The 22,519-nt window shown below is 40.5% G+C and carries 20 protein-coding genes; 16 read left to right on the forward strand and 4 right to left on the reverse strand.

Going from position 1 to position 22,519, the window contains the following annotated elements; translation table 11 throughout:
• Nucleotides 1–26: 26 nt before the first annotated feature.
• From VB654_RS11410 to petJ (VB654_RS11455), 10 genes are all read left to right on the forward strand, one after another.
• Complete coding sequence (locus tag VB654_RS11410; protein WP_323213929.1) at nucleotides 27–143, forward strand: AtpZ/AtpI family protein; 117 nt, start codon at nucleotides 27–29, stop codon at nucleotides 141–143.
• A gap of 96 nt (nucleotides 144–239) precedes the next feature.
• Entirely contained in the window at nucleotides 240–530 is a 291-nt protein-coding gene (locus VB654_RS11415; protein ID WP_323213877.1) for an ATP synthase subunit I, read from the forward strand.
• Entirely contained in the window at nucleotides 520–1,206 is a 687-nt protein-coding gene (locus VB654_RS11420) for a F0F1 ATP synthase subunit A (protein WP_323213879.1), read from the forward strand. Before VB654_RS11415 ends, VB654_RS11420 begins: the two co-directional genes overlap by 11 nt.
• Before the next feature lie 61 nt (nucleotides 1,207–1,267).
• Nucleotides 1,268–1,540 (forward strand): F0F1 ATP synthase subunit C, encoded by a 273-nt coding sequence (locus VB654_RS11425; protein WP_323213881.1) that lies wholly within the window; start codon nucleotides 1,268–1,270, stop codon nucleotides 1,538–1,540.
• Nucleotides 1,541–1,623: 83 nt separating this feature from the next.
• Nucleotides 1,624–2,388: a F0F1 ATP synthase subunit B gene (locus tag VB654_RS11430; RefSeq protein ID WP_323213883.1), complete on the forward strand. Its 765-nt coding sequence runs from the start codon at nucleotides 1,624–1,626 to the stop codon at nucleotides 2,386–2,388.
• A gap of 41 nt (nucleotides 2,389–2,429) precedes the next feature.
• Nucleotides 2,430–3,986, forward strand: coding sequence for an alternate F1F0 ATPase, F1 subunit alpha (locus VB654_RS11435; protein ID WP_323213884.1), 1,557 nt, complete (start codon nucleotides 2,430–2,432; stop codon nucleotides 3,984–3,986).
• Nucleotides 3,973–4,878, forward strand: a complete 906-nt coding sequence (locus VB654_RS11440; RefSeq protein WP_323213885.1) for a F0F1 ATP synthase subunit gamma — start codon at nucleotides 3,973–3,975, stop codon at nucleotides 4,876–4,878. Before VB654_RS11435 ends, VB654_RS11440 begins: the two co-directional genes overlap by 14 nt.
• A gap of 144 nt (nucleotides 4,879–5,022) precedes the next feature.
• On the forward strand, nucleotides 5,023–5,355 hold the full coding sequence (gene petJ, locus VB654_RS11445) for a cytochrome c6 PetJ (protein WP_323213886.1): 333 nt from the start codon (nucleotides 5,023–5,025) through the stop codon (nucleotides 5,353–5,355).
• A 271-nt stretch (nucleotides 5,356–5,626) separates the two neighbouring features.
• Nucleotides 5,627–6,673 (forward strand): tetratricopeptide repeat protein, encoded by a 1,047-nt coding sequence (locus VB654_RS11450; protein ID WP_323213887.1) that lies wholly within the window; start codon nucleotides 5,627–5,629, stop codon nucleotides 6,671–6,673.
• A gap of 62 nt (nucleotides 6,674–6,735) precedes the next feature.
• Nucleotides 6,736–7,071, forward strand: coding sequence for a cytochrome c6 PetJ (gene petJ / locus VB654_RS11455; protein WP_323213888.1), 336 nt, complete (start codon nucleotides 6,736–6,738; stop codon nucleotides 7,069–7,071).
• 14 nt (nucleotides 7,072–7,085) lie between these two features.
• On the opposite strand, the gene VB654_RS11460 is transcribed toward petJ (VB654_RS11455), so the two are convergent.
• Together VB654_RS11460 and VB654_RS11465 are read right to left on the reverse strand one after the other, a co-directional pair.
• Complete coding sequence (locus VB654_RS11460; RefSeq protein ID WP_323213930.1) at nucleotides 7,086–7,586, reverse strand: GNAT family N-acetyltransferase; 501 nt, start codon at nucleotides 7,584–7,586, stop codon at nucleotides 7,086–7,088.
• A gap of 358 nt (nucleotides 7,587–7,944) precedes the next feature.
• On the reverse strand, nucleotides 7,945–9,114 hold the full coding sequence (locus VB654_RS11465; RefSeq protein ID WP_323213889.1) for an RpoD/SigA family RNA polymerase sigma factor: 1,170 nt from the start codon (nucleotides 9,112–9,114) through the stop codon (nucleotides 7,945–7,947).
• A 792-nt stretch (nucleotides 9,115–9,906) separates the two neighbouring features.
• Between VB654_RS11465 and priA the strand changes: the two genes are divergently transcribed.
• On the forward strand, nucleotides 9,907–12,426 hold the full coding sequence (gene priA, locus VB654_RS11470) for a primosomal protein N' (protein ID WP_323213890.1): 2,520 nt from the start codon (nucleotides 9,907–9,909) through the stop codon (nucleotides 12,424–12,426).
• A gap of 85 nt (nucleotides 12,427–12,511) precedes the next feature.
• On the opposite strand, the gene VB654_RS11475 is transcribed toward priA, so the two are convergent.
• Nucleotides 12,512–12,880: a hypothetical protein gene (locus tag VB654_RS11475; protein ID WP_323213931.1), complete on the reverse strand. Its 369-nt coding sequence runs from the start codon at nucleotides 12,878–12,880 to the stop codon at nucleotides 12,512–12,514.
• An 884-nt stretch (nucleotides 12,881–13,764) separates the two neighbouring features.
• On the opposite strand from VB654_RS11475, the gene kdpA reads away from it, so the two are divergent.
• From kdpA to moaA, 4 genes are all read left to right on the forward strand, one after another.
• The gene (gene kdpA, locus VB654_RS11480; protein ID WP_323213891.1) at nucleotides 13,765–15,450 is read left to right on the forward strand and encodes a potassium-transporting ATPase subunit KdpA; all 1,686 of its coding nucleotides are present in this window, start codon (nucleotides 13,765–13,767) and stop codon (nucleotides 15,448–15,450) included.
• A gap of 166 nt (nucleotides 15,451–15,616) precedes the next feature.
• Nucleotides 15,617–17,713, forward strand: coding sequence for a potassium-transporting ATPase subunit KdpB (gene kdpB, locus VB654_RS11485; RefSeq protein ID WP_323213892.1), 2,097 nt, complete (start codon nucleotides 15,617–15,619; stop codon nucleotides 17,711–17,713).
• 143 nt (nucleotides 17,714–17,856) lie between these two features.
• A complete protein-coding gene (gene kdpC, locus VB654_RS11490) occupies nucleotides 17,857–18,450 on the forward strand; it encodes a K(+)-transporting ATPase subunit C (protein ID WP_323213893.1) in 594 nt (197 codons plus the stop codon).
• A 144-nt stretch (nucleotides 18,451–18,594) separates the two neighbouring features.
• Nucleotides 18,595–19,581 carry a GTP 3',8-cyclase MoaA gene (moaA, locus tag VB654_RS11495; RefSeq protein WP_323213894.1) on the forward strand — a complete coding sequence of 329 codons (987 nt, stop codon included), beginning with the start codon at nucleotides 18,595–18,597 and terminating at the stop codon, nucleotides 19,579–19,581.
• A 401-nt stretch (nucleotides 19,582–19,982) separates the two neighbouring features.
• On the opposite strand, the gene rpsD is transcribed toward moaA, so the two are convergent.
• Entirely contained in the window at nucleotides 19,983–20,591 is a 609-nt protein-coding gene (gene rpsD / locus VB654_RS11500) for a 30S ribosomal protein S4 (protein ID WP_323213895.1), read from the reverse strand.
• Nucleotides 20,592–21,115: 524 nt separating this feature from the next.
• On the opposite strand from rpsD, the gene VB654_RS11505 reads away from it, so the two are divergent.
• Nucleotides 21,116–22,468, forward strand: coding sequence for an OB-fold nucleic acid binding domain-containing protein (locus VB654_RS11505; RefSeq protein WP_323213896.1), 1,353 nt, complete (start codon nucleotides 21,116–21,118; stop codon nucleotides 22,466–22,468).
• The last annotated feature ends 51 nt before the right edge of the window (nucleotides 22,469–22,519 follow it).

Below are 22,519 nucleotides of genomic sequence, written 5' to 3' on the forward strand. Positions count from 1 at the left end.
TAATTGGTATCGCTATAGGCATTTGGATTGATACAAGATGGCCTAGTCAATACTCCTGGACATTAATGATGTTATTTATTGGTCTTACTCTTGGCTGTTTCAACGCTTGGTTCTGGGTACAACAAGAAAGCCGAAATGAATAAAATTTTAGCAAAATAATAACATCATATACATAAATATATTGTCGGTGTTTATCAGTAGTTTGAATTCCAAATTAATTACTTCACTTGAAAGTGAGCATGAACAACATTATATATTTGTTAATTGCTTTGCCATTAGGATTTACATTGGGAGTTTTCTACTTTATTAACCTGTGGTTAACAGTACGACAAATACCGACAACTCAATGGCCATTTCGCTTAATTGTGGGTAGCTTTGTTGGTCGTACCAGTATCACAATACTTGGATTATATTTAATTATGGATGGAAACTGGAAACGAATGCTAATTAGTCTTTTGGGATTTGTAATAGCACGGAGTATTTTAATCAATTACTGGCAACCAAAACAGGAATACAACGATGGAAATTAGTCCTGATAATATAATTTTTTGGCAGTGGGGATTTATCAAGCTAAATGCCACTATTGTATATACTTGGCTAATAATATTTCTCTTAGTTCTGGTTTCTTGGCTGATAACACGTAACCTAAAAGTAAAACCGCAAATTTCCCGTTGGCAAAACATCCTAGAAATCATTATAGATACCATTAACCAGCAAATTCGGGAAGTTAGTCAACAGGAACCAAGTCAATATTTACCTTTTGTCGGAACTTTATTTTTGTTTATAGTTGTCGCTAATATGTTAACAATTTTCCCTGGCTATCAACCACCGACAGGTTCCCTTTCTACTACAGCTGCTTTAGCTTTGTGTGTCTTTGTTGCAGTGCCGTTATTCGGCATTTTGAATCGAGGTTTATTAGGTTATTTAAGAAATTACATTCAGCCTACACCCTTAATGTTGCCTTTCAATATTATTAGTGAATTTTCCCGGACTCTGGCTTTAGCAGTGCGCTTGTTTGGCAATATTATGAGTGGTTCTATGCTAGTGGCTATTTTGGTATCTCTTGTCCCTTTGTTTTTTCCGATTTTGATTAGATTATTGGGGCTTTTAATTGGGATTATTCAAGCATATATTTTTGCAATTTTGGCAATGGTTTATATTGCTTCTGCTACTCGCGTTTATCGGCGAACAGAGGTGGGAGATTAGGAGTTTCACGCAGAGGCGCTGAGAGAGTAAGAGTTGAATTCAGAAGTAATTATGAAGACAGATGAATATAGATAATATTGGTTTGATTGGTATGGTTTCGATTATTATTGCTGGTTTGACGATAGCGATTGGTTCTATTGGCCCAGCAATTGCGGAAGGTTGGGCGGTGGCGAGGGCTTTGGGCGCAATGGCACAACAACCAGACCAAGCTAATACTATCACTCGCACTTTATTTGTGGGTTTGGCAATTATTGAATCTACGGCTATTTATTGTTTTGTGGTATCGATGATTTTGATTTTTGCTAACCCTTTTTGGGACTATTTTACTAGTTAATAGTCAAAATAATTTAAAATTCAAAATTATTTCTCTTTTATTTTACATTTTGAATTCAAAAAAGTTCAAGGAAAAAACTATCTATGCTGATTGATTGGTTTACAGTCATCGCTCAAATTCTTAACTTCCTAATTCTGGTTTTTCTGTTGTGGAAGTTTTTGTATAAACCCATAACTAAAACTATGCAAGAACGCCAGCGCAGAATTACAAATCGTTGGGAAGAGGCGCAAGTAAAACAAGAGGAAGCAGCACAAGAAGCAGAATTATATCGTCAAAAGCAACAAGAATTAGACCAGAAACGCACAACATTAATAAATGAAGCCAAAACCCAAGCCGCAGAGAAACGAAAACAACTAATCAATCAAGCCCGCCAAGAAGTTGAGTCAATGCAGACAGGATGGCGCGAAGCAATTCAACGAGAAGAAGATGAATTTTTAACGACTTTACGCCAACGGGTACAAGAACAAACTTATGCAATTACTCGCCGGATTTTACAGGATTTAGCAGACGCTAATTTAGAACAAAAGACAATAAAAGTATTTCTAAATCGTCTGCAAACATTAGATGAAATACAACGCCAAGAAATCACACAGCAATCAGCCAAAGAAATTATTATTTATAGCAGTTTTGATATACCCCAATCCCAGCGTCAAGAAATTATTAATATTTTACAGTCCCAGCGAATAATTAACGGCAAGAATATTAAATTTACAACCTCTCCAGATTTAATTTGTGGGATAAAACTACAAATATCTAACTATCAAATTTCCTGGACATTCGACGACTATCTGCAAACTTTATCAGAACAATTTTCCACAATCATCCAACAAAGCACAAATAAACCTTAATTCTCCCCTGTTCTCTCTGCGCCTCTGCGCGAAACAAACTCATGAACAAAAATCATCCTCTACAAACCCTCCTAAATAACACCTTTACCACCTTTGAACAAATCTTAAATAACCATCAACCCCAAATCCAAACTCGTGAAATTGGCATAATTAAATCCTTAACTCAAGGAATTGCCAATATCTCAGGTTTACCCAACGTCAAAGCCGATGAAATCTTGCATTTTTCCGGTGATGTATTAGGAATTGCCTTTAATTTAGATCCCAACGAAATTGGGGTAATCTTATTAGGTAATAGCCAACATTTAGCAGCTGGACAAGAAGTACAACGCACAGAGAGAGTTTTGGATGTACCCGTAGGCGAAGCATTGTTAGGACGTGTACTAAATGTAACTGGCAATCCTCTGGATAATCAAGGAGCAATTCAGGTAACAGAACGCCGTCCAGTAGAACGACAAGCCGCCGCTATCATGGATCGCGCCCCCGTAATAATACCCTTGCAGACAGGTATAAAAGTTGTTGATGCTTTGATTCCTATTGGTAGGGGACAACGAGAATTAATTGTAGGCGATCGCCAAATTGGTAAAACTGCGATCGCCACCGATACTATAATTAATCAAAAGCACCAAAATGTCTTATGTATTTACTGCGCCATTGGTAAACCCGCCTCAGCAGTGGCCAAAGTAATCGCTGACTTGCGTCAATATAACGCAATGGACTACAGCATTGTAGTAGTAGCATTTGGGGAAGACCCACCAGGATTGCAATATATCACCCCCTATGCAGCCACAACCATTGCTGAGTATTTTATGGAACAAGGGCGTGATGTCTTAATTGTCTACGATGATTTAACTCGTCACGCTTGGGCTTATCGGGAACTTTCCCTGTTACTGCGTCGCCCTCCTGGAAGAGAAGCATATCCAGGTGATATTTTTTACATTCATTCCCGATTATTAGAACGTGCTACCCACCTGCGCCCAGAACTTGGGGGTGGTTCACTCACCGCATTACCAATTGTGGAAACCCAAGCGCAAGATATTTCCGCGTATATCCCCACTAATTTAATTTCTATTACCGATGGACAGATTTATTTATCTCCCGACTTATTTCAAAAAGGTGTATTACCTGCGGTAGATGTAGGTAAATCAGTCTCAAGAGTGGGAGGAAAGACCCAATTACCAGCTTATAGCGCTGTCGCTGGAGATTTACGGCTGTCTTACTCGCAATTTCAGGAAGTAGAAGTTTTTGCTCGTTTTGGTACTCAGCTAGATGAAGAAACCCGCCAAACCTTAGAACGGGGGCGACGTGTGCGAGAGATATTAAAGCAACCCCAATACCAAACCTTACCAGTAGCAGAACAGATTGCTGTGTTGTTAGCTGTGACTGAAGGTATTTTTGACCACATTCCCCTAGATAAAATAGAGGAAGGGGCTAAAGCTGTGCGCCAACAAGTTACAGAACAATTATCGCAGGTGAGCGAGCGTATTCAAGCCGGTGAAAAGCTGAGTGATGAAGATAGGAATGCTTTGTTAAGTGTAGCCGCAGGAGCAATGGCATTCTTGAAACCCCAGCCAGAGGAATCAGAAAATGCCCACCATTGAGTCATTAAGAGCCAAAATTGGCAGTATTCAAGATTTGCAGTCTGTAGTCAAAACCATGAAAGCCCTCGCTGCTGTCAGCATTCGACAATATCAAACAGCAGTAGAATCCTTAGCCGACTATAACCGCACCATTGAAATGGGACTACAAATTGTCCTCAGACAGCGATATTTTTCTGAAAAACGAGGTCTTGTAGCATCTGCAACAGACAGCAAATCATCTCATAATTCTTTAGGCATAATTATATTTGGCTCAGACCAAGGCTTATGCGGTCAATTTAATGAACAAATAGTATCTTATGCCGTGCAGAAACTTAACAAATTAGAGCCAAAATATATTAGAATTGCCGCAGTTGGGGCGCGGTTAATTTTGCCCTTAGAAGCATCAAGAAGAACCATTACCAAGCAATATTCTGTTCCCAATTCCGTCACCGAAATCACTGCAATGGTACAGGAAATGTTGCTAAATATCGAACAATGGCAAACACAGCAACAAATCGAGCAGGTTATCTTATTTTATAACAAATCCCTGGCTGGTGTATCCTATCACTCTACAAATTTACGCCTTTTACCAGTTGATCCCAATTGGTTACATTTTTTAGAAAAAAAGCCTTGGACTACATCAGTATTACCAACTTTTACAATGAATGAAAATCAATTATTTTCCGCATTAATTCGCCAATATCTATTTATATCTTTATACCGAGCTTTTGCCGAGTCTTTAGCCAGTGAAAACGCCAGTCGCCTTTCTTCAATGCAAGCTGCGGAAAAAAATATCGCAGAACGCTTATCAGACCTCAACGCTGATTATCGCCGCCAACGCCAAAGTTCTATTACCGCAGAACTCCTCGATATAGTCTCTGGCTTTGAAGCCTTGACCCAACCACAGCGTTAAAAATATATCACCTCACCCCAACCCATTTCCTACTTTTCATCAAAGAAAAGTTTGACAGCTTGTCTTTTGACGGAAGTAATTAATTCAATTGACAATTAGAAAAGGTATTGTACCGAATCAACCGTTTTGCAGAGAGAACACAAGATGAAAAAAATTATTTCCTTGCTACTTTTAGGCATCACTATCTTCACCTTTGCCTTTAGTAGTCCAGCTTTGGCAGCCAATACAGTCAAGGGAGGCCAAATATTTAGTGCTAATTGTGCAGCTTGTCACGCGGGTGGAAGAAACCTGGTTCAAGCTCAAAAAAATTTGAAAAAGGATGCTTTAGAAAAGTACGGTTTGTACTCAGTCGAGGCAATTATTAGTCAGGTGACAAATGGTAAAAATGCTATGCCTGCCTTCAAAGGTCGTTTAAAATCAGAGCAGATTGAAAATGTGGCTGCTTATGTACTAGAACAGGCAGATAAAGGTTGGTAATAGCGCAAGGCGGAAGTCAAAAGTCAAAAGTATGACTTTATAGGCTTTTCATTGATGTTAAATAGTTGTGCTATTGACGCTGTGCTGTAGTGGTTAATTCTTTGGGGGAGTGAAGGAAGGGATATTTCTCGATTACTCTGGTAAATGCCAAGTAGTATCAAAAGTTCCAAAAATTAATTTGGGCTTTTGCTATCAGTTAAAAAGCTAACAGTTAGCGGGGCTTTGTGTCCCGTTAGTTTTTCTACTGTCGAAATTGTGAAATAGGATGCTTATGACTTGTTTCTGGCGATTATTTCTCAGTCTAGTGCTGGCTTTTTTGTTAAATTGTTCGACAACAAGTGCATATTCCTTACCTATTGTAAATACCCAAGTTACAGCAAGTGACTTTTTAAGTTTGGGTATCAATAATATGCAGCATGGTAATTATCAGGAGGCAATAGAGAATTTTAACCAAGCGCTGCAACTTCAGTCAGATTTGGCTCTAGCTTATAGCGATCGCTGTCAGGCTTATCTAGAATTACAAGATTACCACCAAGCGATTACAGATTGTAATCACGCCATCAATTTAGCCCCAGATAACTTTGAAACGTATTTGAGTCGAGGACTAGCACGCTACAGACAAGGTGATGATCCAGCTGCTATTGCTGATTATAACCAAGCGATCGCCCTTCAGCCTGTTGATTTTCGAGCATACTATAACCGAGGTTTAGCCCATGCAGGTGAGAAAAATTACTCCAAAGCGATCGCGGATTATAATTTAGCCTTGACTCAAATTCCCCCAACTACCAGTGTATTTCTCGCCGATATCTACAATGACAGAGGTTTAGCCCACTTAGTTTTGCAAAACTCTCCAGCTGCTATGCTCGACTTTAATCGCGCAATTCGCCTCAATGGGCAGGATTTTCGAGCTTACTTTAATCTTGGTTGTGCTGATGGTAGAAATGGCAATAATGCAGCTGCAATTCGTAATTTTTCCCAAGTTATAAAACTTAATCCCAGCCATGCCCCAGCTTACCTGAATCGGGGTATAGCTGAATATCATTTAGGGTATCATCAAGGGGCGATCGCTGACATCAAAAAAGCATCTGAATACTTTGAAAACCAAGGAAAAAGCATTTCCTCACAAAAAACCTTAGATTTACTCAATAAGTTGCGGCAACAGCTGCAATTTGTCACCGCGATCGCTTTAACACCCCATGCTAGAGATGATGATCACCAACAAGCATTACAAACAGGGTTTCAAATACATTTATCTAAGCCTGTGAACACAGAAAAATTAGTTGCGGCGATTGTAAGACTTGTAGCGACAGGAGTGTAATATCATATCGGTAAAGCGAGTTAATTTCAACACATAGCCACAACAGTATCAGGAGTAATTGAGTGCAAAAACTACTAATATTGTTATTAGTGACAATTTTTCTATTAATCAATAATTTTAGTTCGTCTGCGATCGCCGCAGAAACAAATCATGGCGCAGAAATTTTTAATGTTCATTGTGCCGGGTGTCATATCAATGGTGGTAACATTATCCGCCGTGGTAAAAACTTAAAAAAGTCAGCCCTAAAAAGATATGAGATGAACACTATAGAGGCAGTTACAGCTATAGTTACCAATGGGAAAAATAATATGTCAGCCTACAAAGACCGTCTGACTCCACAGCAAATACAAGAAGTTGCGGCTTATGTTCTCGAACAAGCTGAAGCAGGCTGGCATTAGATAGAGCATCATTTTCAGCTTAAAGCTTTATTTGCTAACTCTTGCATCGCCTCTTCCGTAACGCGACAAATTCGCCACTCATCTAAAATAGCCGCGCCCATACTCCGATAAAAGGCTTGTGCCGACTCATTCCAATCCAATACACTCCATTCTAAGCGCCCACAGTCGCGTTCTATAGCTATTTGGGCTAATTTAGACAAAAGAGCTTTGCCGATACCTTGACGGCGATATTCTGGCAAAACAAACAAGTCTTCCAAATAAATTCCTGGCTTAGTTAGAAAAGTGGAATAATTATGAAAAAACAGGGCAAAACCAACAGCTTGCCCTGCATATTCTGCTAAAATCGCCTCGACATACTTGGGGGAACCAAATAAATGTTCCTTGAGATCCGAAACATTCCCAGTTACAGCATGAGATAATTTTTCGTAATTAGCTAACCCTTGAATTAAATCAAACAATACGTTGCTATCACCTGGTTCAGCAAAACGCAAAATCAAATCGCTACGAGAAATCATTAGTCCATAATCCATAATCCACAGTCCATAGTCTATAGTCAATTGTGTAAAGATTTTGACTAATAATGAATAACTACAGATAGAATTCAGGACTTAGAGAACACCAAAAAGTTAATGACCCAAAACAGTAGTGGATGGACACAGCCTAAAATAGTGTATTAGGCGTAGCTTGGAAGCACAGCGCAACCTTTATTGTGGGCTGGCAACCCATAACAGGCAAGATACCCGTTCCACAAGAGAAACATAAAGCACTACTTTAAGCTGGCCACCCCACTAAAAATTGGAGCTTTCATAATTACGAATTACGAATTACGAATTACGAATTACGAATTACGAATTACGAATTACGAATTACGAATTAAATTAACCATCCCTTCAAACGCTTGGCGATATGAGGACGGCGTAACTTTCTCATAGCTTTACTTTGAATTTGTCGCACTCGTTCACGGGACAAATTGAACATATTGCCGACTTCTTCTAAGGTACAGGGTTCGCTGGTGGTCAAACCGTAGCGTAAAGAAATTACGTCTTTTTCCCGTGGAGTTAGTACATCACCCAAGACATCCCAAATCTCCTGGCGCATCATGTTTTCATTCATTTTTGCTTCTGGAGACAAGTTATCCTCATCTTCTAGCAAATCCATGAGTTCCGTGTCTTCCTCTTTACCCACACGGTGGTTGAGAGAAAGGGCTTGTCGTCTTAGCTGTTGCAATTGGCGCAGTTGTTGGACGCTAATTTCCAAAGCTTCTGCCATTTCCGCTTCATTGGGATTGCGGCAGAGTTTTTGCTTGAGTTCCCGTTGGGCTTTTTTCAGCTTGTTAAGTTTTTCAACAATGTGAATCGGTAAACGGATAGTTCGCGCATCATTGGCGATCGCTCGTGTAATTGCTTGTCTGATCCACCAGTAGGCGTAGGTAGAAAACTTATATCCTTTATCTGGGTCAAATTTTTCTGTAGCGCGGTTTAAACCCATTGCGCCTTCCTGAATTAAATCCAGAAAAGGTACACCCCTATTCAGGTATCGCTTGGCAATTGACACCACTAGTCTAAGGTTAGAGCGAATCATTTTGCGTTTCGCTACTCTACCTTGATATAAGCGACTTTCTAGTTGCTTTTCGGTCATTTCTAGCTGTCCGGCTACTTGTACCTTAGTGGTTGGCTGTCCCAGTTCTAATTCCAAAGCAGCTTGTACTTCCCTAACTTCCTCTAGAAACCTGACTCGCCGTGCTAACTCTACCTCTTCGTCGGGTTTTAACAACGGATAACGCGCCATTTCTTTAAAAAATGCGCCTACAGCATCATCATGCTCGGTTTTATTGTATCCTGAAGGCCGAGCTGCCGCCATGTGATCCCCATCGCGTTCCTCTGATTCCAGATTTTCGATAATTGGAGGTTCTTCCTCTATCACTGGTTCTAGAAGTTCGAGTGTTTGTTCTTCATGTTCGGCAGTAGTTTCCAGTATTTCCATTGTTCCCAATTCAGCAATGTTCATAGTTTCCTTTAGGGATTTTTGCTTTGTTTGGTACATAATTTAGTGACAGCAGCTTGCTTGAAGCTTGGTAGTTTTCCCTAACAAACAAATGCACCCCTTTGTCAGAAAAATACATCTTCTTGCTAATTGCTTATTCATTAGTGAAAATCAGCCCCTCGCTGTCATTTCTTGGCTCCTGCTAGATAGAACCTCTAACAAATACTGGTTTTTGCACCCAAAAACTATCTTCTCAGGTTCCAACAGAGATATTCCTTATTTTTTTCTTAATACCCAAATCTGTCAAATCCCCCCAACCTTTATCCACCTTAACAAATATAAAAAACTCAAGTAAATACCCCCCTAGCTTAAATCTTTTATAAGTTACATAACTTTTTAAGCGTGATCGGTGAGAAATTATTACAGAAATCATAGTCTTGGTTTGGTTTCGGTGATGCTTTCATCAAGCTTTATCAAGGACATGGGTTGACTAGTCTAATTTTCTGAAATAATTTATTTGTATAAAAGCATCTCATATATACAAAGGGTTGAATATCTATCAAGGGGCTGAAAAGCACTACCTCCTATTTAGTAATTGGTCAGACTATTTTACGAATCACTGGAAAGAGAATTTAATTTTTTATAGCGGACTTTAAACATTTATGCCATGTATTGTTAAGACAAAATTGTCTAGTAAATTACATAAAGGGAAACTTATCAAGTATTGTGCAGAACAAAAGTATGATCAAATACATTTTACCCCCAAAAAATAAAAATATTTCATTATCCTAAGTCAACCGTGAAAAACTAAGTAAAAGTCACAGAAATATTGGTCTATAAGATTGCAGATTCATGTATAAAAGTAACATAATTCTATTGAATTTGGTAGTTGCTGAACCTCAAGAAACTTACCAAACTGAAAACCAAAATCGATGGATTGAAGTATTGGTAGACTGTCCAAGAACTACGGGATTATTTACATATCGATTGCCAACTCAGTTAAAAATAAAACCAGGTGATATTTTAAGTGTACCATTTGGGACTCAAAAAGTAGGAGCGATCGCCATTCGTTTATTGACAGAAGCAAATATTGATCTACCACCAGAAAAAATTAAGGAAGTAGAGGATATAGTCAGTGAAGGCTTCTTCGCCAGTACCTATTGGGAATTATTAAATCGAGTGGCTGCATATTACTATACGCCTTTAATTCAGGTGATCCGGGTGGCATTACCACCAGGCTTACTGGGGCGATCGCAACGTCGTATCCGCTTGCTCCCAGACGCAGAAATAAAAAGACAAATTTCCTCATCTTTAACTTTCCTTAGTCCCGCAGCCCAGCAAGTTTTTCACCTTTTGCAAGCGCAACCAGCCGGAGATTATAGTTTCACTTATCTACAACAGAAAGTCAAAACAGCCTATAGAGGTGTGCGGGAGTTGTTACAATTTGGATTAGTAGAAAGTTATTTAGAACCACCCCGACTAAATCGCCCCAAAAGACAAAAAGCTGTCACCTTGATTGGTGCTATTGATGGTGATTTAACGACTCGTCAACGAGAAATTTTAGAAGTGTTGCGGCGACGTGGGGGAGAATTATGGCAGAGCGAACTATTGCAAATTTGTCATGCTAGTTCCTCCACCCTGAAGACGATGGCAGAAAAGGGTTATATTGTTATCGAAGACAAAGAAGTGCTGCGAACAGAACAGGGAATAGCATTAGCCCCAGATAGCCCCAAAACTTTAAATCCTCACCAAGCAAATGCCTTGACCACCATACAAGCCCTAAATGGGTTTGCTCAAGTCTTGTTGCATGGAATTACAGGATCAGGCAAAACAGAGGTATATTTACAAGCGATCGCACCCCTAATCAATCAAGGTAAATCCGCCCTCGTCTTAGTTCCCGAAATTGGCCTCACCCCCCAGCTAACAGACCGTTTCCGCGCTCGCTTCGGCGGTAAAATCAGCGTTTATCACAGCGCCCTTTCTGAAGGCGAACGTTACGACACTTGGCGACAAATGCTCACTGGAGAACCTCAAATAGTCATCGGGACTCGTAGCGCCATTTTTGCCCCTTTGCCCAATTTAGGTTTAATTATCTTAGACGAAGAACACGACAGCAGCTTTAAACAAGATTCGCCCATCCCCACCTACCACGCCCGCACCGTCGCCCAATGGCGAGCCGAATTAGAAAATTGTCCTTTAATTCTCGGTTCCGCCACCCCTTCATTAGAAAGTTGGGTAAATCTCACCCACACCCCACACCCCACTTATTACCTTTCCCTCCCCGAACGCATCAACTCCCGCCCATTACCACCGGTGGAATTAGTTGATATGCGGCTAGAGTTACAGCAGGGAAATCGTTCTATATTTAGTCGGTCGCTACAAGCAGCTTTACAGCAACTACAAGAAAAACAACAACAGGGAATTTTATTTATTCATCGCCGGGGACACAGTACCTTTGTTTCTTGTCGCAGTTGTGGGTACGTGATGGAATGTCCTCATTGTGATGTGTCGCTATCCTATCACCAGAGTGAAGAAGGTGCGCCGCAATTACTACGCTGTCATTACTGTAACTATACGCGTAGCTATGCTTCCCGCGAAGCGGGATCGCATCCTCCCCACTGTCCTGAATGCGGTTCACCTTATCTAAAATTCTTTGGTAGCGGGACTCAGCGCGTCGCCCAAGAATTAGCAAAACAGTTTCCAGAGTTGAGTTATATTCGTTTTGATAGCGATACCACCCGCAACAAAGGCGCACACCGTCACTTACTGACTAGATTTGCTAACGGTGAAGCTCATTTATTAATCGGGACACAAATGATTACTAAAGGTTTAGATTTACCCCAAGTGACGTTGGTAGGAGTGGTTTCTGCTGATGGTTTGCTGCATTTATCAGATTATCGCGCCAGTGAACGAGCTTTTCAAACATTAACTCAAGTAGCAGGTCGGGCTGGTAGAGGTGATGATCCCGGTAGAGTGATTGTGCAGACTTACACCCCTGAACATCCCGTAATTGGGGCGGTAAAACAACATGATTATCAATCTTTTTCCCAAACTGAATTAGAAGAACGCCAAGCGCTCAATTATCCCCCCTATGGACGGTTAATTTTATTGCGCTTGAGTAGTTTAGATCCCATTCAAGTCCAGAACACAGCGCAAATTATGGCCACAGCTTTAAGTTCTAGCGAGGGATTTGATATTCTCGGCCCAGCCCCAGCCAGTATTGTGCGGGTAGCTAACCGTTATCGCTGGCAAATTATGCTCAAGTTTGATCCCGATGCTTTACCAAATTTACCTGATTGGGATGATGTGCGATCGCTTTGTCCTAATTCTGTGAGTTTAACTATTGATGTAGACCCATTAAACATCATGTAAAAATTTAATTTAGTGTAGAGATGTAACACTGCTACATCTCCATAACTCAGGATTTCATGAACAATTGACAAATGATGTTTAAATCCTAGATTGAATCTTCTCCAGTCCATACCTCATTGATGTTAACCATCCAGGGTATACCTCCATTCACTGGAGAACTAACACTAATTTTAGCTTGATTAGCAAATCGTTTTAACTTATTAGCTAAATAAGGAATAGTCGTCATCAGATGCTGATAGCTTTTGAGATCGTGACAGATCAAAATTAAATTCAGAATACCGCTATTGACTTTGAAATACCAGTGACAACTAGATAATACAATACGTACTGTACCCTTACAGGCTAAGAAAAAGCTGTTTTTGGTAGCTTCTTCTAGTTGGATTAACCAAATCCCACTCAATTGTGTTGTTTGATTGGATGGTAAATCATCAGGAGATAAATATGGTTGATACATCATAGCCACTCTCGTATTATTCAAAAGGATAAAAAACTAAAGTCAGCCCTATGAAATTAGGAAAATTACCTAGTACTTTTAATTTAATCTCCGTCCACCCCTTGATAAACTTTATATAATCGACAGTCTCTTATTGCTAATTTTCCTCATATTTCCTTAGTAATTAATCAATATAACTTCATATTTAGACTACCGATACATTTTTATCGGAAAATGTCTAATTAGTGTTTGCTATAGGATGTGTTGTTGCACCGCCAAAAACAACTTTAAAAACTCCAGGTCTGTGATGCTGTAGTATACTAAGACAAATAATTTAATTCATAAATACAGCTATTGTGGGGTAGATATCTTGCCTCTTCCACCAGAAAAAACTAATGCACTATTTTAACTGTGTCAATCCACTACGGATCATTTATGTTTCTTCATAGACATTGAATTATTCTCACCTACTTACATAAATATGATGGAAATCAGGAAGCATTATTGAGAGTATCTTGCATCTTGAAATAAATATGCAATATAATTTTTTGCTAACTTCGAGTTTATTTTACGGACATGAATAATATTTAGTGTAAATATATACAAATTCCGCGTGTTATGTCATAAATGTATCTTAGTTAATATGTATTTAACATTAGTAAATTTCGGTACTTTATTGTATAACCAAGTCATATTAACAAGTTACATAAAACTAAAATCTCAGTATTTTTGACGGAAAGTTCCAAAAAAATCTGAAAAATAGTAATAACTGAAAAAACTAAATCGATTGAGGTTATATATAAGAGACATTACCAAACTGCTCATGATTTAATTGCAGAGTAATTCATTTGATATATGTAATTAATTAGCTTTCTATCATTAAACTTGAACTGAGTACGAAATAGATGGGACAAGGTTTTTTGCAAATCGGCTTAACGCTGTGTATTGTTATAGCAATCGTTCCAGTTTTGGGAAAATACATGGCGCGTGTTTTCTTGGGAGAAAGAACATTGCTTGATCCGTTAATGAACCCTATAGAGCGCAGTTTCTTTGTTTTAGCAGGTGTTTGGAGTAAAGACAGTCAGACTGCTTGGCAGTATATTCAGGCATTATTGTCCAGTAACCTCGTGATGGGGATTTTAGTATACGCAATCATATTTTTTCAGCGCTTACTACCCTGGAATCCCAATAACTTTGGTGCGCCTAGCTGGGATATATTGCTGCACACAGTTGTTTCATTTATCACCAATACTGACCAGCAACATTACACTGGCGAAACCACTTTAAGCTATTTTAGCCAGGTAGCAGCTTTAGGCTTTTTGATGTTCACCTCAGCGGCCACAGGTTTAGCAGTAGGAATTGCTTTTATTCGCGGCTTGACAGGCAAAAAACTGGGGAACTTTTACGTTGATCTGACTCGTGCCATTACGAGGATATTACTACCCATCTCAGTGATTGGAGCGATCGCTTTAGTTTTCTTCGGTGTACCGCAAACATTAGATGCAACCCTGGTGGTACAAACCTTAGAAGGTAGGACGCAATATATTGCCAGAGGGCCAGTAGCGTCCTTTGAGATGATTAAAATGTTGGGTGATAACGGTGGTGGTTTTTTTGGTGTTAACTCAGCCCACCCCTTTGAAAATCCCAATGGTGCTGCAAATTTAATCGAAATCATCGCCATGATTGCTATTCCAGCATCCTTAATTTATACCTACGGCATATTTGCTCAAAACATCAAACAGGCCTGGCTAGTATTCTGGATGGTATTTGCAGTATTTGTGATTCTCATTTGGGTAGCAGTGGGTGGAGAACAACAAGGTAATCCCCTCATCAATGGCACATTGGGATTAGAATTACCTAATTTAGAGGGTAAAGAAATTAGATTGGGTTGGGTACAAACAGCATTTTGGGCAGTCGTAACTACCGCCACTATGTGCGGTGCGGTGAATGGGATGCATGATTCTTTAATGCCATCTGGATTATTTTCAACCTTATCCAACTTATTCCTGCGTGTGATCTGGGGAGGACAAGGAACTGGAACAGCATACCTATTTATTTACCTAATTCTGACCGTGTTCTTAACAGGATTACTGGTGGGACGCACCCCAGAATTTCTAGGACGAAAAATTGATCGGCGAGAAATTATCCTTGCCAGTATGGTAATGCTGATTCATCCCATTGTAGTTTTAATTCCCAGTGCCATTACATTGGCTTATCCTGTTTCCCTATCTGGAATTACTAACCCTGGATTTCACGGTATTTCCCAAGTAGTTTATGAATATGCTTCAGCCGGTGCAAATAATGCTTCTAGTTTACAAGGATTGAACAACAGCACCCTATGGTGGAATTTAAGCACCTGTTTCAGTATGTTTGCCGGGCGCTATATTCCGATTATTGCCCTTTTGCTATTAGCTGAAGGTATGTCTCGTAAACCAACAATTCCCGAAACATCTATTACTCTCAAAACAGATTCATTGTTATTTACCACTGCCACGGCTGGATTAGTAGTGATTCTGGGAATGTTAGCTTTCTTTCCAGTTTTGGCTTTAGGCCCCATTGCCGAAGGTTTTAAACTAGCTGCCGGTAGTTAGAAGAGGCAGGGGGAGAAGAGGCAGGGGGCAGGGTGCAGGGTGCAGGGGGAAGAAGAAACTTCTCAATCCCTATTTCCCAATCCCTATTGCCTAATCCCTATTGCCCAATCACCATTGCCCCATCCCTATTGCCCAATCCCCACCCAATCACCATTCCGCATCTAAAATGAACGTTGCACCTACCTCTAAATCATCGCGCTTTCGTGCTGGCGATCGCCGCCAAGCCCTCAAAAAAACCAAAATAAATACTCAAAAACTCTATGTGAGAGCCATTGGGGATGCTTTTATCAAGCTTCATCCCAGTCATGCACTGAAAAATCCCGTCATGTTTTTAGTTTGGCTAGGGACATTGATCACACTAGGATTCACCATTGACCCCAACATATTGGGGCCAGCCCCAGAAAATAACCCACAACTTTTTAATGGCTTATTAACAGGAATTTTGTTTCTCACTGTTTGGCTGGCTAATTTTGCCGAAGCCTTAGCCGAAGGACGAGGTAAAGCTCAATCCGATGCTTTGCGAGCTATGAAATCAGAAACAATAGCCAAAAAACTTGCCCCCGATGGCGCAATTTCCGAAGTTTCTTCCACCTCCCTTAGAGAAGGAGACACCGTTTATTTAGTAGCGGGCGATATCATTCCTGCTGATGGCAAAATAATTATGGGTGTAGCCTCAGTAGATGAATCAGCAATTACTGGAGAAACAGTCCCAATTCTCAAAGAATCCGGCTCGGATGTTGCAGGTTCGGTGATCGGTAGTACGCGAATTATCTCTGATGAACTAATCGTAAGGATCACATCTGACCCGGATAAAGGGTTTATTGACCAGATGATTGCTTTATTAGCAGGAAAACAACGCAGCCAAACACCGAATGAAATTACCCTGACAATCTTTCTAGCAATTTTGAGTTTAATTTGTCTGTTGGTTGTGGCTACTGTGCCAGTATTTGCTTACTATATTGAAAGTCCGGTCAGCATCACCATTTTGATCGCTTTGTTGATAGCCCTAATTCCCACTACCATCAGTGGATTATTAAGTGCTATTGGTATTGCTGGTATGGATCGAGTTGCCCAATTTAACATCATTGCCACCTCTGGAAGAGCCGTGGAAATCTGTGGGGATGTTAACACCCTCATTCTTGACAAAACAGGTACAATTACCCTTGGTAATCGTTTGGCAGAAGAGTTTATCCCAATCAATGGCCATTCATTAGAGGAAATGGCTTATGTTGCTTTAGCAGCCAGCATATTGGATGATACGCCTGAAGGAAAATCAATTATCCGACTGGCTCAAAGCTATGGCGCACAATTTGACTTTGATCTCAACCAAGCTGTAGGGGTGGAATTTTCTGAAATCACCCGAATGAGTGGCACAAACTTATCCGGGGGGCGTGAAGCCCGTAAAGGCGCAGTCAGAGCAATTAAAGAATTTATTCGTCTCCGTCATGGAAAAGTACCCCCAGAACTAAATACTGTCTACGAAAGAATTTCTCAACAAGGAGGTACACCCCTAGCAGTTTGTTTAGATCACGAAATTTATGGTGTAATTTATGTCAAAGACATCATTAAACCCGGTATCCGTGAACGTTTTGAGCAGTTACGCCGGATGGGGGTTAGTACTATTATGCTGACTGGTGACAACCTAATTACTGCATCTGTGATTGCCCACGAAGCAGGAGTAAATGACTTGATTGCTGAAGCTACACCAGAGGAAAAAGTCAGCGTTATTCACAGAGAACAAGTAGCCGGTAAAGTAGTAGCAATGACAGGAGACGGTACTAACGATGCTCCCGCACTAGCAAAGGCAAATGTCGGCGTTGTCATGAATACAGGAACTCAAGCTGCTAAAGATGCCGCAAATATTATAGATTTGGACTCTGATCCCACAAAGCTAATTGATATCGTTAGTATTGGTAAACAATTACGGATTACCCGTGGGGTTTTGACTATATTTTCCCTAACTAATGGTATTGCTAGATACTTTGCAATTATTCCATTTATCTTTACTACTGCTAATTTACAAAGTTTGAATATTATGAATTTGTCTAGCGCTAATACTGCTATATTATCGACACTAATTTATAATGCTTTGACTATTCCTGCTTTAATTCCCTTGGCTTTGAATGGTGTGCAGTTACAATATCTGACAGCTAATCAACTCCTAGAACGCCATCTCTTGATTTATGGTTTGGGTGGGATAATTGCGCCGTTTATCGTTATTAAGTTAATAGATATGCTAATTGCAACAACAGGATTGATTTAGAAATTAAAAATTTAATTTTTAGTTTCATCTAAGTAAGGTAAACGAGGGCGGGCAAGATGCCCAACCCACAAGAATAATAATATTAAAATGTGTACTTTATTTAGTTGAAAAATTCTATACCTTCAAAATTAATAGGAAGTTTTATGAGTTTTATTCGAGAAATGACCAAAGCTATGCGGATGGTTTTGGTACTTTGGCTATTAACGGCAATTATTTATCCTCTGGCAATCTTGGTCATGGGTCAAGCTTTGTTTCCATTTGCCGCTAATGGTAGTGTGATGGTGAATGTAGAGGCAGAAGCCATTGGTTCAGCTTTAATTGGTCAGACATTCACCTCTGATGGTTATTTTCACGGTCGTCCCAGTCGTGTGAGATATAGCCAAGGTAAACAGGCCAGTCCAACTGGTATATCTGGTGCTAGTAATCTGGCTCCTAGCAATCCAGTACTGCTAGAGAGAATTGTTGAACAGACAAATCAGTTTCGAGATGATAATATTCAACCCCTTGGAGAGTTAATTTATACTTCTGGTTCTGGGTTAGATCCACATATTTCTGTTAGAGCGGCAAGGCAGCAGTTGGGGCGAGTTGCTCGCGCCCGTGGTGTTCAAGAAGATGAAATATTACCTTTAATTAATAGATATACTGATGGCAGGTTTCTATGGATTTTTGGTGAGCCGGGGGTCAATGTACTGCGGCTGAATTATGCTCTTGACCTGAAAGATATTAACCGCCAATGAAGAGGCAAGGGGGCAGGGGGCAGGGGGCAGAGGGCAGGGGAGAAGAAACTAACTCTTAACTTTCTTCACTCAGCACTTTCCCCACTCAGCACTCAGCACTTTCCCCACTCAGCACTTTGTAGGATAGAGAATAAACACCAAACCATGAACCAGGTAGATTATCTCCGAATTAGCCTTATTGATCGCTGCAATTTTCGTTGTCAGTATTGTATGCCAGAGGGGGCAGAGTTAGATTATCTGCTTCAGCAAGAATTATTAACTGATCAGGAATTGCTGACGCTGATTCAAGAGGTATTTATTCCTGTGGGTTTTACCCGGTTTCGGTTGACGGGTGGGGAACCTTTGCTGCGCCCCCGTGTAGCAGATTTGGTGAAGGCGATCGCATCTTTACCCCAAACCCAAGACCTCTCTATGACTACCAATGGGTTTTTATTAGCCTCTCAAGCCCAAAACCTCTATGATGCTGGTCTCCGGCGGATAAATATTAGCCTGGATTCCCTGGACTCAGACACTTTTAATCAAATTATCGGCAATCGTGGTCGTTCTCGTTGGCAACAAGTTTGGCGAGGGATTCAAGCTGCCCATACCGTAGGATTTGACCCGTTGAAACTAAATGTAGTGGTGATTCCTGGTGTCAATGACCATGAAATTCTGGATTTAGCTGCTTTAACCATTGATAAGCAATGGCACGTCAGATTTATTGAGTTTATGCCCATTGGTAATGGTGATTTATTTAGCGATCGCGGTTGGGTATCTTCTGAGGAGTTACGCCAACTTATCCGCGATCGCTGGGGCTTGACAACATCCCACGTTTGTGGTGCTGGGCCTGCTGATGTATTTCAAATTCCAGGCGCAAAGGGAACCCTGGGATTTATTAGTCAGATGTCAGAATGTTTTTGCGATCGCTGTAACCGGATGCGCCTTTCTGCCGATGGTTGGCTGCGTCCCTGTCTATTAAATGAAACTGGACAAATTGATTTAAAAACAGCGCTGCGTGCTGGTACTAGCACTGACCAACTACAAACACAAGTCAGACAGTTATTAGAAATAAAACCAGAAATTAACTTTAAAGAGCGCGACTCTGGTACTGCCAGTCTTTACAGCCGCACCATGTCGCAAATTGGTGGTTAGTCATTGGTCATTTGTGATTGGGGAATTAAATAGGGCTTGCTGAATAAAAGTGAAACCGTTATCCATTAAGGGTTTAAGGAACCTGAAAAGTTAAAAAGGTGCAAGGAATCAGACTTGTGAAGATGAAAAGTTATGCATTGATTGCATATTCAGATATTTTCACCAAAATAAATCCTCAAAACCCTGTTCCCTGTTCCCTGTTCCCTCTCCTCACAAATAACTTTTATGCCTAACGGCACGCTACACGAACAGCAAGCCCTAAATAATCTACAAATTTGGTTTTGTACTTTACCCTGTCTCTAACTACCGTCAAAAACTCCCCTCTCCTTGATAAGAAGAGGGGCTGGGGGTGAGGTTCTATATTTTCTTAAATCCACACTCCAATGACCAAAGACTAATAACTAAGCTTGACGTGAGTAGTATTCCACAACAAGCAGTTCATTAACTTGTAACGCTACCCATTCGCGCTCAATGACGCTGTTAACTTTACCAGTCAACTTAGCTTTATCAAATTCCAGATGACTGGGGAGATTGGCTAAACCGGGATATTGCAAATTGGCTTCTACCAACTTCCGTGAAGCGTCGCGGTCTCTAACTGCAACTACTTCACCGGGACGGCACTGATAACTAGCAATATCGACTCGCTTACCGTTAACTGTTACATGACCGTGATTTACCAGTTGGCGAGCAGCTGGAATTGTGGGAGCCATACCCAAGCGAAAAACGGTATTATCCAAGCGCATTTCTAGCATTTGTAGCAGCACTTGTCCGGTAGAACCGGTGACGCGTCTAGCTTTACGCACATAACGTAGCAGTTGTTTTTCGGTCAAACCGTAGTTCATCCGAATCTTTTGTTTTTCTTCTAGACGGACTGCATACTCAGAGCGTTTTTTGCGGTTCTGACCATGTTGGCCTGGTGGATAGGCTCGTCTAGCAGTTTTACGACTTAATCCTGGCAATTCGCCTAAGCGACGTACAATTCTGAGGCGTGGCCCTCTATATCGGGACATGAGTTTCCTTAATCTAATCCTGTTAACTTTTAACCAGACATTCAATTTTGACACTCTCCTGATTATAAATCAGGAAATTCTTGGTTCTCCGAAACTGCTTACTTTGACAAGACATATCAAAGCAGAGGCATTTTCTCCCCAAGCGTAAAATCCGGACTGTCCTGCCGTACTCTAACAAACCGGTTCTGTGAGTTTATTTAGTTGCGTAGACTACGAAATCCCTAGATTGGCTTAAGCAGTATTTCAGCGCGGAAACACTTTTGAGTCTACTTATCTTATATTTTGACTATATTAGCACCATTCGCCTCAGCATCAATCGCAGCGCTAAAAATCCTTGAGAATATAGGCATCTGCTTGAGGTCTATAGTTAAAGTGCTGAGTGCTGAGTGCTGAGTGAAGAAAGTTAAGAGTTAGTTTCTTCTCTCCTGCCCCCTGCCCCCTGCCCCCTGCCCCCTGCACCCTGCCCCCTGCCTCGTTTCCTCTTCCCCAGTAACTTTTACATATTTTTTTGGAGGTTGATAAAAATGGTCAAAATCACTGCTCGTAAATTTGTCGGTAGAGAAAATGTCTATGACATCGGGGTTGAGCGTTACCATAATTTTACGATTAAACATGGTTTGATCGCCTCTAATTGTTTCAACAAATCCCATTCAACTGCCTATGGATATGTCACTTATCAAACTGCGTATTTAAAGGCTAATTATCCATTAGAGTATATGGCCGCGCTATTGACGGCAAACAGTGGCGATACCGATAAAGTACAAAAGTATATTAATAACTGCGTGAATATGGGTATTACCATAGATCCGCCTGATATTAATCGTTCTGGTCTAGATTTTACACCAGCAGTTGGAAAGATTTTATTTGGGTTTACAGCCGTGCGGAACGTGGGGCAGAATGCGATCGCTTCTATTTTGTCAGCCAGAAATGAGGGTGGCGAATTTCAATCCCTGGCTGATTTTTGCGATCGCGTGGATCTGCGTGCTGTTAACCGCCGCACCGTAGAATCATTAATTCACTGTGGAGCCTTTGACAAAATCGAAGCAAACCGCCATCAGTTAACCAAGGATTTAGAACTGGTTTACGATTGGGCGCAATCCCGCGACAAAGATCGGGCTAGTGGTCAGGGAAATCTCTTTGATTTATTAGGTGATAATGTTACTAATATTAATAATCAAACAAAAAGTAATACTTTTGAAGCCGTTCCTAAAGCTGACACTGTGTCCGATTTTCCCCCTCAAGAAAAATTACGCAAAGAAAAAGAATTACTGGGTTTTTACGTTTCAGATCATCCATTAAAAGACTTAAGAAAAGCAGCATCACTGCTGAGTCCTATTAATCTTTCGCAACTTAACGAACAAAAAGAAGATGCAAAAATTTGTGCAGTGATCATGCTGAATAATGTCAAAAAAGTAATGACTAAAAAGGGTGATCCAATGGCTATTTTACAAATTGAAGATTTAACGGCACAAACTGAGGCTGTTGTTTTTCCCAAAACTTATGGACGCATCAGTGAACAACTCATAGTTGATGTGCGATTAATTATTTGGGGTAAAATAGATCGGCGAGATGACCAAACTCAACTGATTGTTGAAGATGTAGAACCAGTAGAGACAGTAAAAATGGTGATGGTTGAACTAAATCCTCAACAAGCAAGTGACATTGAACATTTACATCATTTAAAAACAATTTTACAAGAATATTCAGGGGATAAAGAGAACGCAAAAACGCCAGTAATTGGAATTATACAATCAGAAAATTCTCGCCAATTAGTTCGCTTAGGTTGGCAATTTTGTGTAGAAGATTCTCGGATCACAGTTCAAGCCTTACAAAATGCCAGATTTACTGCTCATTTAAAATCACTCATTGGTAGTTGAGAAAAGAAAGTGCTGAGTGGGGAAAGTTCTGAGTGCTGAGTTCTGAGTTTT

The sequence above is a fragment of the Nodularia sp. UHCC 0506 genome (assembly GCF_034931045.1).
GTDB lineage: Bacteria > Cyanobacteriota > Cyanobacteriia > Cyanobacteriales > Nostocaceae > Nodularia.